Origin of the sequence: Paenibacillus vandeheii (genome assembly GCF_030433635.1) — a bacterium.
In the GTDB taxonomy this organism is placed as follows: Bacteria; Bacillota; Bacilli; order Paenibacillales; family Paenibacillaceae; genus Paenibacillus; species Paenibacillus vandeheii.
In genome coordinates this window covers 370,584-383,421 of sequence record NZ_JAROCD010000008.1, presented here as the reverse complement: position 1 = coordinate 383,421, position 12,838 = coordinate 370,584, and the positions used below count along the sequence as shown (strand labels likewise).

Annotated in this window: 12 protein-coding genes; 10 read left to right on the top strand and 2 right to left on the bottom strand. The window is 42.8% G+C overall.

Translation table 11 applies throughout. The features are described 5' to 3' along the window. Positions 1-244: 244 nt before the first annotated feature. A complete protein-coding gene (locus P5G61_RS18345) occupies positions 245-448 on the top strand; it encodes an aldehyde dehydrogenase family protein (protein WP_301247805.1) in 204 nt (67 codons plus the stop codon). Between the two features lie 112 nt (positions 449-560). Here P5G61_RS18345 and lexA read toward each other — a convergent pair whose 3' ends face one another. Then, entirely contained in the window at positions 561-1,187 is a 627-nt protein-coding gene (lexA, locus tag P5G61_RS18340) for a transcriptional repressor LexA (RefSeq protein WP_024630400.1), read from the bottom strand. A gap of 313 nt (positions 1,188-1,500) precedes the next feature. Here lexA and P5G61_RS18335 point away from each other — a divergent pair, with 313 nt between their 5' ends. From P5G61_RS18335 to P5G61_RS18300, 8 genes are all read left to right on the top strand, one after another. After that, entirely contained in the window at positions 1,501-1,878 is a 378-nt protein-coding gene (locus P5G61_RS18335; RefSeq protein ID WP_024630399.1) for a LysM peptidoglycan-binding domain-containing protein, read from the top strand. A gap of 96 nt (positions 1,879-1,974) precedes the next feature. Then, complete coding sequence (locus tag P5G61_RS18330; RefSeq protein WP_301247804.1) at positions 1,975-2,184, top strand: DUF896 domain-containing protein; 210 nt, start codon at positions 1,975-1,977, stop codon at positions 2,182-2,184. 127 nt (positions 2,185-2,311) lie between these two features. Continuing rightward, a complete protein-coding gene (locus P5G61_RS18325) occupies positions 2,312-2,824 on the top strand; it encodes a hypothetical protein (protein WP_024630397.1) in 513 nt (170 codons plus the stop codon). 28 nt (positions 2,825-2,852) lie between these two features. Then, entirely contained in the window at positions 2,853-3,659 is an 807-nt protein-coding gene (locus tag P5G61_RS18320; RefSeq protein WP_024630396.1) for an HAD family hydrolase, read from the top strand. A gap of 583 nt (positions 3,660-4,242) precedes the next feature. Further along, entirely contained in the window at positions 4,243-5,172 is a 930-nt protein-coding gene (locus P5G61_RS18315; protein ID WP_373456214.1) for an ABC transporter permease, read from the top strand. 12 nt (positions 5,173-5,184) lie between these two features. Next, complete coding sequence (locus P5G61_RS18310; protein ID WP_024630394.1) at positions 5,185-6,054, top strand: carbohydrate ABC transporter permease; 870 nt, start codon at positions 5,185-5,187, stop codon at positions 6,052-6,054. Positions 6,055-6,123: 69 nt separating this feature from the next. Continuing rightward, on the top strand, positions 6,124-7,755 hold the full coding sequence (locus P5G61_RS18305; protein WP_301247803.1) for an ABC transporter substrate-binding protein: 1,632 nt from the start codon (positions 6,124-6,126) through the stop codon (positions 7,753-7,755). A 106-nt stretch (positions 7,756-7,861) separates the two neighbouring features. After that, on the top strand, positions 7,862-8,536 hold the full coding sequence (locus tag P5G61_RS18300; RefSeq protein ID WP_079349253.1) for a GntR family transcriptional regulator: 675 nt from the start codon (positions 7,862-7,864) through the stop codon (positions 8,534-8,536). An 89-nt stretch (positions 8,537-8,625) separates the two neighbouring features. On the opposite strand, the gene P5G61_RS18295 is transcribed toward P5G61_RS18300, so the two are convergent. After that, positions 8,626-9,171, bottom strand: a complete 546-nt coding sequence (locus P5G61_RS18295) for a cupin domain-containing protein (protein WP_079349252.1) — start codon at positions 9,169-9,171, stop codon at positions 8,626-8,628. Positions 9,172-9,349: 178 nt separating this feature from the next. Here P5G61_RS18295 and metH point away from each other — a divergent pair, with 178 nt between their 5' ends. Then, the gene (gene metH / locus P5G61_RS18290; RefSeq protein ID WP_301247802.1) at positions 9,350-12,790 is read left to right on the top strand and encodes a methionine synthase; all 3,441 of its coding nucleotides are present in this window, start codon (positions 9,350-9,352) and stop codon (positions 12,788-12,790) included. The last annotated feature ends 48 nt before the right edge of the window (positions 12,791-12,838 follow it).

The following is a 12,838-nucleotide window of genomic DNA, read 5'->3' as shown; positions in this document are numbered from 1 at the left end:
CTGACGCCGGTAGAGTACCGACGCCAGTTTGCAGCCTAGGGTCTTTTTATAATGTCTACAAAATGGGGTCTTGACCACTCTAGCGCTGAGGTTTTTTTTTTTTTTTTTTTTTGTGGGGGAGGATATTAAAAAAAGCCAGGTAGAATTTAGTCTACCTAGCTTTATATCTGTAGGATCTCAGTCCTTAATTTCTGATAAATAGTACTCGTATAACTCATCAATAGAAGAACTAGAAAGTAAGTGAGTGGCTGCTGCAATCAATTCTTTCTTCCAATCAAACCAACAAGTATCTTTTGGTGGTGGTTGCATTAATGACACGTTGGCTCATATGACTTCACATTATCTTCCGTTTGGCGGCGTAGGAGAAAGTGGAATGGGTTCCTACCATGGTCAACAGAGTTTTGATGTGTTTTCTCATCATAAGAGCATTCTTAAACGCAGTGAATAGTCGGCTAACGTTGAACAATATAAGCGACATGCAGAAAAAGAGGTTGTCCCGTTTATCGGGACAACCTCTTTAAGTATCTTATTGTGAAACATCTGAACAACATCAATACATATTAATGAATATCACGGAAAAGGCCAATGACTTTGCCCAGAATGCTAACGTGTTTCAAACGCAAAGGTTCAAAAGTCGAATTTTCCGGTTGAAGACGAATATGATCTTTCTCTTTGTAGAACGTTTTTACCGTTGCTTCATCGTCTTCAGTCATGGCTACTACGATATCGCCGTTATCTGCAGTTTGCTGCTGACGTACGATAACATAATCTCCGTTAACAATGCCTGCTTCAACCATACTGTCTCCCACGACCGAAAGCATAAATACTTTCTGTTCGCCCACATAATGCGTAGGAAGAGGGAAATAATCTTCGATATTTTCTGTTGCTGTGATTGGAACCCCTGCAGTAACTTTACCCACGACAGGAATGCGAGCAACGCTGTGAGCAAACTGATGTGAATGCTCTGACTCTTCCTGGCTGAGAAGCTCAATGGCTCTTGGTTTGGTTGGGTCACGTCTAATTAGACCTTTCTTCTCCAACCGATCCAGATGTCCATGAACTGTAGAGCTGGAAGCCAATCCAACGGCTTCACCAATTTCGCGTACGGAAGGAGGATACCCCTTCAACCGGACTTCATTGCGTATAAACTCCAGAATAGCCTGTTGCCTGCTGGATATCTTCGACATACCGTATCAACCCCATTTTAGTAACGTTTGGGAAAATTATAACATAGAACCTCCGTTCGTACAAACATAAGTTCTAAATAAAATGCCATAAAATCAATGTTTTTTTGCAAATTTATATGAAAATTAATTTTCATATAAGTAAATACTGCAAATGATAATGCCTACTATAGAAGAAAGATAGTAGAAGAAAGATGAGTGATAGAACTCAATAAAAAAAAGCGAACAATTGTTCTAAAAAGTTATTGTACAAAACAAGTGTTCGTGTTATATTAATTTTAACAGATAGGAACAAACGTTTGGAGGTCGATATTTAATGAGATATTCTACTTATCAAAGCATTTACGAACCGGTGCATTCAGAAGTGGTTGAAACTAACATAAGAAATTTTAAGAAGGTTTTTGCAAAAGGTAATATCCCAACCTGGGTGTTGAAATTTATAATTGTATCATTAATTATATTGGTTGGTTGCAGTACAGTGCTAACCGTATTTGCAGGCAATGAGAACGATTTGTTGCCTGGAGGAAAGATGGCAGTTTCACAAGGAGATACGCTGTGGAGTATATCATTGGATCATAAACCGGAAACGATGGATACACGTGTATATATAGAAGCAATTAAGAAAGTGAATCAACTTCAGTCAACTTCAATAAAGGTGGGGCAAGTTTTAATACTGCCACAATTCACAGAATAAAACTGAGTATCCACACGCTCTAATGCGTGTCAGCTTGACAAGCTGCCTTTATCATGTCAAAGTTAATATGACTTTGTATTTTTGGAGGGGACAAGCTTGGATATAGATAGTCTGGTAGCACGTATTAATGAATTGGCCCGTAAGCAAAAATCCACTGGATTGACAGAGGAAGAGCTCACAGAACGTGCCAAGCTTAGAGAAATCTATTTGAATAACATTCGAAGCAATTTCAGACAACAACTGGATACGATTGAAATTGTAGATGATGAGAACGATCAAGGCCACCAAGGCAAACTCAAACATTAAGGAAACCTAATGATATCATTAATGATATTTAGGTTTCTTCCTGTTATCTGGAGGTTGCAAACTATAGGGGGAAATGTTGGTCTGCAGTTATGTAAGCCGATACAAAGAACATCTAAGGGGGATTCTCATGTCGCGTTCGTTCGAGAGAACGGTTCGGAAAAATTCTAAGCAGTTGAATCAGCAACGTAAAAAAAGCGGTCAACCGGTTTCCGGTACACCAGGTGAGGACGTATTCAAAGGACGCAGCCTTCTGTTTCCTATTTTTCTGATCGGACTAGCATTCCTGTACCTCTTTATGAGTACGTTTCTTGTTAAAGCTCCGATGACCACCTGGGACTGGGTGACCATGTTGCTGTATGTATTTTTGGCAGTCATCTTCATGCTCCGTCGTCCTTATGTCAAAATAGGAACTAACCGGATTTTGACGACAAAGGGCAATCGCGAGCGTTCAATTGGAGTTGACGATATCGTGAAATTCAGAATTGAGCCAGGCACAGTTGTGATTGAGCATAATGCACGAGGTAAGAGATGGGTGTTTACCAAACTACTCAATCGTTATGATACCGATGCAATTACTGAACGTCTTCTAAAATTCGCCAAAGCACATCAGATCACCGTGGAAACTTACGAGAAAAAGTAATTATTGCATAAAGGGGAAGATGACCGAAATGGCGTTAAAAGCGATTTTGTTCGACCTGGATGATACTTTGCTGTGGGATGAGCGCAGTGTTCGAGAGGCCTTTCATGAGACTTGCCTGATCGCAGCGCAAGAGACTGGAGTTAAACCGGAAGACCTTGAAGAAGCTGTTCGTAATGAGGCACGTAATTTATATGAGTCCTATGAAACTTTTTCGTTTACCAAAATGATTGGGATCAACCCGTTCGAAGGTCTTTGGGCTAACTTCACGGGTGGGGATCAGCCGGAGTTTCGCCAGCTGGAGCAGCTTGCACCTGCATATCGTAAAGAGTCATGGCGTCGTGGCTTGTTAAAGCTTGGTGTTGATCGTGAAGATCTGGCGGAAAGACTTGCCTCACAATTTGGAGCAGAGCGGAGATCGAGACCCCATGTCTATGAAGAAACGCTGGAAACATTAAGTCATCTACAAGGGAAGTTCAAGCTTTTGCTTCTAACCAACGGCTGTCCTGCGTTGCAACAAGAGAAACTTGATGGTGTTCCTGAATTAGCTCCTTTTTTTGACGAAATTATTATTTCGGGTTCGTTCGGTAAAGGGAAACCTGACCCTTCGATTTTCGAGCACGCATTGAGTAAGCTGGGAGTACAGCCTGAGGAGAGCATGATGGTTGGAGATAAGCTTACGACTGATATTCGTGGAGCATTGTCTGCAGGCATTCAGTCTGTATGGATTAACCGTGAGAATAAAGTGAATACCGAATCGTATGTGCCTGACCATGAAATCAAGCATTTATCCGAATTGGAACGCATTATTGCTGAATTCTCTATTAGTGCATCATAAATCGGATCTTTTTGTGTTCTGTCCAAACATTGTAAGGTTTCATGAGATGTAACTTCATCCATGAAACCTTACAATGTTTTTTTGTTTTGCGACAGTTAAAACTATACCGTATTAACGTAATTTAAAATTTTTTACTAAAAGTTATTGAAATTATAGAACTGCTGATTTAGAATGTAACTAACATACTAGTATGACTAGTATGCGAATGAAAGCAGCGAATATCTGTTGACTTACTTGAATGAAGGGAAGCGGGGGTTATTCGCTATTATTTTCATATTCGTTGTAAGCGCTTTACATAGTTGAGGGAAACCTATTAAATCTGGAAATAAAACGGACAACATGAAGTACCAAATGACAGTAAGCATCTTAAACAATGGATACCTCTAGGGATTCCCAAAATTGATATCGCTTACATTATCTCTTTAATTTATTCTGCTTTGGGGGTGAAGAAGTTCATCTGATTACTTGTCTTCTACGAAAAGAAGAGATGATGTGAAATGATCGAAAACGCTTTTAGTTTATCAAGCTAAGGATCGGAGTGAAATAACATATGGAGTCGGAAACCGCTAAAACCACACTAACGATGACTTCTTTACGTAAAGAAAGCAGGTTAAGAACGGCTGCAGCTCTGCTTCGTAAAGATTGGCAATTATACTCACTGTTAATTCTTCCAATTATCTATCTTATCATTTTCAAATATGGGCCAATGCTCGGAAATGTAATCGCCTTTAGACGATTTGTACCGGGAGGCAGTATTTTTGGAGAGACGTGGGTTGGATTCAGGTATTTTCAAATGTTTATCCAAGACCCAACGTTTTGGAAGGTATTTGGAAATACACTCATGCTCGGTGGACTCGCGCTACTGTTCACCTTCCCAGTTCCGATCATTTTTGCATTGCTGCTGAATGAGGTAAAAAGCAAACGTTTCAAAAAGTTTGTGCAGACCGCTTCTTATCTTCCGCACTTCCTGTCCATCGTTATCGTTGCCGGAATGATTCTGCAATTAACGGCAGTCAATGGCTCGATTAACGGAATGGTTTCTTTTTTCACCGGAGACAGTATTCCTTTCATGCAGCGAGCGGAATGGTTTAGAACGATTTATATCACCTCTGAGGTTTGGCAAGGTATGGGGTGGGGAGCGATTCTTTATTTGGCTGCATTGACGACAATTGATGATTCTTTGTATGAGGCAGCACGGATCGATGGGGCGAACCGATGGAAGCAAACCATCCACATAACCATACCGGGCATTTTGCCAACGATCGTTACATTGCTGATTTTGAACATGGGAAATTTCCTTGCGGTTGGATTTGAGAAAATTTTGCTCCTTTACAATCCGCTGATCTACGAGACATCTGACGTGATTTCCACTTATTTGTACCGGGTAGGTTTGCAGTCCAGCAATTTCAGTTATGCTACCGCCATTGGTTTGTTCGAATCCATTATTGGACTGATCCTGGTATTCTCGGTTAATGCAATTTCACGCAGACTGACACAACGAAGCTTGTGGTAAAGGAGGAGCAATATGCTGGAATCAAAATCATACAAAGTATTCAAAGTATTCAACGCCATCTTTTTGCTGCTTGTGGTGTTCATCACGCTCTATCCGTTTTTGAATGTCGTGGCCCAATCCTTCAGTAGCGAGGCTTATATCAATTCAGGCAAGGTAAGCATTATCCCAAGAGGGTTTAATGTAGAAACCTACAAGACCATATCTCGAGACAGCATGTTCTGGACCAACTATAAAAATACAATTATATATACCGTTGTAGGTACGTTAATTTCCATGTTCATGACGACCATTTTCGCTTATGCCTTATCCAAAAAGAGATTAATGGGACGAAAGTTTTTGACCATGTTCGCGGTCTTCACGATGTTTTTCAGTGGCGGCCTGATTCCTAACTACGTCCTGATTAACTCCCTAGGCTTCAATAATACGATGTGGGCATTGGTTGTGCCTGGCGCAATCAGCATTTATAACATGTTAATTATGAAATCATTTTTCGAAAATATGCCTGAGGAGCTTGAAGAAGCGGCAGCTATCGACGGTCTGAATACGTATGGCATTTTGTTACGGATCATTCTACCGTTGAGTAAAGCTGTCATGGCTACGATGGTTCTGTTCTACGCTGTGGGACACTGGAACTCCTGGTTTCCAGCCTTCTTGTATCTCGACAAAAAGGAACTGTTCCCGGTTACGATCTACTTGCGCAACATGATTGCAGGTGCAACCGGTGGGGCTTCGGCTGGTGCTTCAGCGGATAATCTGACTCAAATTTCTGCAAATATCAAATCGGTCACCATGGTACTCACCATTTTGCCTATCTTAACGATTTATCCATTTGTTCAACGGTACTTTGTAACCGGTATCATGTTGGGATCTGTTAAGCAGTAATCCTGACCTAATATAGTTCAACATCTTGATTGCAAGGCCAATCTAAACCACATTCAGGGGGAGAATTGAATGAAACAGAGACCACGTAAAATGGTAGGCAAGTTGGTATGGGCAACAATGATGAGTGTCGTTCTGGCTGCATGTAGCAGCGGAGCTGGTGGTGAAAAAGTTGAACCAGAATCCAAGGGGGCCATGGAATCCTATGGTGTAGGAGAAACCTTTAAAGCCACTGAACCATTTAATCTGTCTATTCTTTACAGTGACCAGCCTGCATACCCGTACAAGAAGGATTGGCTTCTCTTCCAAAAAATCACGGAAAAAACCGGAGTCACGCTGGAGCCTACCATCGTTCCAATGAGTGACTATTCCCAGAAAAGATCCCTTTTGATTAGCTCAGGAGATGCCCCGCTGGTTATTCCGAAAACCTATCCGGGTGAAGAATCTGCTTTTGTATCCTCGGGTGCGATTTTACCAGTCAGTGACTATGTTGATTTGATGCCCAATTTCAAGGACAAAGTAGAGAAATGGGGACTTCAGGATGAGCTTGAGGGCCTTCGACAAGAAGATGGGAAATATTACGTCCTTCCAGGTCTGCATGAAGAGGTATGGCCTGATTACTCACTCGTCGTGAGAACGGATATTTTCGAGAAAAACAACATTGCCATTCCGAAGACATGGGATGAATTGTATGATGCAGCCAAGAAGCTGAAAGAAATCTATCCAGATTCCATCCCATTCTCGGATCGATTCAAGTTCAATAGTACATTGAATATTGCTGCTACGGGATTTGGAACGAAAGCTGGATGGGGATTTGGCAATGGTTTAACGTATAAAGAAGATCTGGATGAATTTGTATACACATCGACCACCCCGGAATACAAGGAAATGTTAACTTACTTTAATAAGCTTGTATCAGAGGGGTTGCTTGATAAGGAAAGTTTCACTCAGGATGATGATCAGGCTACACAAAAATTCGTTTCTGGTAAATCCTTTATTATTAATGGTAACTCCCAAACGGTTGTTCTTCACCGCAATGACATGAACAAAACATTAGGTGAAGGGAATTTCTCCATCGCTAAAATTACTGTTCCTGGTGGTCCAAAAGGACAGTTAATGTCTGGCTCCAGACTTGAAAACGGTGTCATGATTTCCGGGAAAGTTAAGGATAACGAAAATTTTAAAGCAATCCTGCAATTTATCGACTGGCTGTACTACAGTGATGAAGGTCAGGAATTTGCCAAGTGGGGGGTAGAAGGAGAAACCTTCACGAAACAGGATGGCGTCCGTAAACTGGCGGAAGATGTGAACTTTAACGGATTGAACCCAAAAGGTACGAAGGATTTACGTATTGATTACGGTTTCTCCGGTGGTGTATTTGCCTATGGCGGAACGACTGATTTATTGCAATCCATGTTTAGCGAGGAAGAACTGAAATTCCAGCAGGATATGAAAGATACCAAAGAAGTGGTTCCTGCTGAGCCGCCCATTCCTTACTCGGATATCGATCGGGAACAAGTGACGCTGCTTAGCACACCACTTAAGGATTTCTCAGATCAAAATACGCTTAAATTTATTTTAGGTGAACGTAAACTTACCGAGTTTGATGCGTTCGTAAAGGAATTAGAAAGCCAAGGCTTGTCTCAGTACATGCAGATTTCGAATGACACGTACAAGAAGTACAAAGAAAACAAGCAACAATAGTTGTAAACTGAAGTCCGCCCCAATTGCCGTTTCACTAAGGGAATTTTAGTGGGGCGGCAAGTTGTGCTAAGATGGATGAATACGGCTGAGAGGAAGAGGTTAAGGAATGTCACTTAATCAAAAGATTAGAGGTTCAACCCGGGCTTATTCATACAATCTGATAAAGGAACGAATTCTGCACCTTGAACTTGAGCCTGGTACCAAGATTTCCGAGAAGGAAATTGCAGATGAATTGCAAGTAAGCAGAACGCCAGTACGTGAAGCATTCATGAAGCTTGCCGAAGAGGAATTACTGGATATCATTCCACAGAGCGGGACCATTGTGTCCCATATTAATCTGGAGCACGTTGAAGAAGGCCGATTTATGAGAGAGAAGATGGAGAAGGAAATTGTCACACTGGCGTGTACAGCTTTTCCTGAAGAATTCAGATTCCGACTTGAAACCAATATCGCCATGCAGGAAGTATGCATAGGAAAGAATAATTTCTATCGGCTTTTTGAACTGGATGAAGAGTTTCATCAGATATTGTTTCAGGGCACAGGAAAAATGAGAACATGGAAAATGCTGCAGCAGCTCAATATTCCTTTTAATCGTCTTCGTTTATTACGCTTGTCTGAAGATTCCGATGCAGAGGTTATTATTTCACAACACAAAGAAATATACCGGCTTATCACGGAACGTGAGACCGATCGAGCTGTTAAGGTTATGGAAGCTCATCTCAGACTTGTTGTTGTGGAACAAGAGAAGATGAAAGCAAAATATCCGCATTATTTTATATAGAGCTCGGATGTTGTATACTATCTCCATATGCAGAAACCCCTGTTCGAAATGAACAGGGGTTTGTTGAGCAAAGGATAGAATTCGCTTTATTATGCTTGTTTGATAAACGTTGGATCCGGGTAAGGATCTGCAATCCAGCCATCTTTTTCAATGAACAGACGCACGGCAATGATTTGTTTGTTCTCCATTAATGTGAAGAAGTGTGGTGTGTTCTCAGGAACCGAGATTACGTCTCCAGGAGACAATTCTACATTAAAGTAGCCTATATCATCTGTAGCTTTGATGACAAAAATTCCTTTGCCAGCTACAATGGCACGGATTTCATCTTCCGCATGAGTGTGAATTTCTTCGAACTTGGCAAGCTTTTCTTCAATATCTGGTGTTTGTTCAGACAACGTAATTACGTCCCAGATTTGGTAGCCGCGACGTGCAGCCAAATCTCTGATTTCATAGTCATATGTTTTGAGTACTTCTTCTTTTTGTTCATCCGTGAGTCCAAAGTTGTTTTGCAGATCCGTATTTAATTTGGAAGCGTCCCAGTTTTCATATAATACATCATATTTGTTTAAGAAATTTCGAACATTTTCGTCTCCAGTGATACGTTCGTTCGTATTTCGGATTACAATCTCAGCCATGTTCTTTCCCTCTTTTCCACTTGGTTTAATTGCTATTATATCGGATTCCTCTGTTTTTGTCGATTTGCAAATTCGTCCCGCCTTCACTTAAACCCGCTATGGGACTGATCAATCCCGATCTTTCACATTAAGTTAGTTTCTGTTAAACTAGGATTTAACGTTTTGCGGGGGTGACGATATGGATAAGCTTAGCTTACATGATGCATTAAAACAACGAATATTAATCCTCGACGGTGCAATGGGGACCATGATTCAACAAGTTGATCTCACAGGCGCAGATTTTGGCGGAGAAGACCTGGACGGATGTAATGAAATGCTTGTACTTACACGTCCAGAGCTGATCCAGCGCATTCATGAGGAATATCTTGAAGCCGGTGCTGATTTAATTGAAACGAATACGTTTGGTGCAACGTCTGTTGTACTTGCTGAATACGACATTCAGGACCGTGCACGTGAAATCAACCTCGAAGCAGCAAGGATTGCAAGAGCTGCTGTGGATCGATTCTCAACACCGGAGTCTCCGCGTTATGTGGTAGGTGCCATGGGACCTACAACCAAAACACTGTCTGTAACAGGTGGGGTAACGTTTCAGGAGCTCATCGACAGTTATTTCGAGCAAGCGCTTGCTTTAATTGAGGGAGGCGTTGATGCGCTGCTGCTTGAAACCTCACAAGATACGCTTAATGTAAAAGCAGGCAGCATTGGGATTCAGCAAGCATTCGAGCAAAGTGGTATCAAGCTTCCTTTGATGATTTCAGGAACGATTGAACCGATGGGTACTACCCTCGCTGGTCAAAATATTGAGTCTTTTTATATATCCTTAGAACACCTTAACCCAATTTCAGTGGGACTAAACTGTGCTACAGGTCCGGAATTTATGCGTGACCATATTCGCTCGCTTTCCGGGATGGCTTCAGTTGCGGTAAGTTGTTATCCCAACGCAGGTCTTCCAGATGAGAACGGTAATTATCATGAATCTCCTGATTCGCTAGCACAGAAGATCGGTGCTTTTGCCGAGCAGGGCTGGTTGAACATCGCGGGTGGTTGTTGTGGAACAACACCTGCACATATTCGAGCCATGCGTGATACGCTTGCCAAGTACCCTCCAAGAGAAATGAACGGAACACATCCACCAGCATTGTCCGGTATCGATCCAGTCTATGTTGAACAGGACAATCGTCCCTACATGGTTGGTGAGCGAACGAATGTTCTTGGATCGCGGAAATTCAAGCGCCTTATTGTTGAAGGTAAATATGAAGAAGCGTCGGAAATTGCCCGGGCTCAGGTGAAAAATGGGGCACATGTTGTCGACGTTTGTGTTCAGGATCCCGACCGTGAAGAAGCTGAAGACATGGAGAAGTTCCTTGAGCTTGTTGTCAAAAAAGTAAAAGTGCCGCTCATGATCGATACGACAGATGCAGCCGTCATTGATCTTGCACTTCAATACTCTCAAGGTAAAGCAATAATTAACTCCATTAACCTTGAGGATGGCGAGGAAAAGTTCGAGCTGGTCACTCCGTTGTTGCATAAATATGGCGGTGCTGTCGTTGTCGGAACGATTGATGAACGCGGTCAGGCCATTAGTCGTGAGGACAAGCTGGAGGTAGCGAAGCGATCTTACAATCTGCTGGTGAACAAATATGGATTAAAAGCCGAAGACCTGATTTTTGACACCCTGGTGTTTCCGGTAGGTACGGGTGATGAACAATATATAGGTTCGGCTAAAGAAACCATTGAAGGTATTCGTGTCATTAAAGAAGCGATGCCTGAATGTCATACGATACTAGGGATCAGTAACATTTCATTTGGATTGCCTGAAGCAGGACGTGAAGTGCTAAACTCTGTATTTTTGTATGAGTGTACCAAAGCAGGTCTCGATTATGCCATCGTTAACACAGAGAAGCTGGAGCGTTATGCGTCCATTCCGGAGGAAGAGCGCAGACTTTCGGAAGAGCTGTTATATAATACGAATGACGAAACACTGGCTGCTTTTGTAGCCGCGTTCCGTAACAAAAAGGTTGAGAAAAAAGAAAAAATTTCGAACCTGTCGTTGGAAGAACGCCTCGCATCGTATGTTGTTGAAGGTAGCAAAGAAGGCTTGCTGCCCGATCTGGAGCAGGCACTTACCAAATATACAGCCCTTGAAGTAATCAATGGCCCGCTGATGCGGGGAATGGAAGAAGTAGGGCGACTGTTTAACAACAATGAGCTGATCGTAGCAGAGGTGCTGCAGAGCGCGGAAGTCATGAAGGCTTCGGTAGCTTATTTGGAACAGTTCATGGAGAAGAACGAGACGTCAGTTAAAGGAAAGATTATTCTAGCCACGGTCAAGGGCGATGTACACGACATCGGCAAAAACCTGGTGGAGATCATCCTTTCCAATAACGGTTACCGGATCATTAATTTGGGTATAAAAGTACCACCAGAGCGAATTATCGAGGCGTACAGAGAAGAAAAAGTCGATGCGATCGGTCTGTCCGGTCTGTTGGTAAAATCGGCGCAACAGATGATTCTTACAGCTCAGGACTTGCGCACAGCAGGTATTGATGTACCTATTATGGTTGGTGGAGCGGCATTGACACGCAAATTCACCAAAAACCGTATACGCCCGGAATATAACGGAATGGTTGTATATGCAAAAGATGCGATGGATGGCCTGGATTTGGCCAACAAGCTGATGAACCCTAGCACGCGTCAAGTGATGCAGCTGGAGATGGACGCTGAAAAAGAGGCGGACGCAGCTGGTACAGAAACCGTCACATCACTTCCCGAGCTTACTCGGGTAGAGCGTTCGGATATTGCAATAGACAATCCGGTTCTCGTTCCACCGGATCTGGAACGACATGTCATGCGAAACTACCCATTGTCACACATATTACCCTATGTGAACATGCAGATGATGCTCGGACACCATCTGGGTTTGCGTGGCTCGGTTGAGCAGCTGCTGGCTTCAGGTGATCAGAAAGCTACTGACCTGAAAGCAGTCGTGGATGATATTATGCAGGAGGCTGTGCGTGACGGGATTATTCAGGCGCATGCGATGTATCGTTTCTTTCCGGCTCAGTCCAGTGGTAACAGTGTCATCATCTATGACCCTGAGAATACCAATAATATCTTGCACACATTCACGTTCCCGCGTCAAAAAGTCGAACCTTTCCTGTGCCTGTCCGACTTCTTGAAGCCGGTGGAATCCGGACAAATGGATTACGTGGGTTTCATGGTCGTAACTGCCGGGCATGGTGTACGAGAATTATCGACGGCCTGGAAGGAGAAGGGTGATTATCTCCGTTCACATGCTCTACAATCCGTAGCGCTTGAAGTAGCAGAGGGATTAGCGGAGCGGGTCCATCATATGATGAGAGATATCTGGGGATTCCCGGACCCAGCACAGATGACTATGAAGCAACGTCATGGAGCACGATATCAGGGAATAAGGGTATCATTTGGATATCCGGCATGTCCCGATTTGGAAGACCAAGGGCCACTGTTTAAACTATTACAGCCTGAGGATATTGGTGTGGAACTGACTGAAGGTTTCATGATGGAACCGGAAGCTTCCGTATCGGCGATGGTGTTCAGCCATCCGCAAGCGAAGTATTTTAACGTGGATAAGGCATAAAAGTAAAAGGTCAGGCAAAGCCCTCCGCATTGTCGGAGGCTTTTTGCT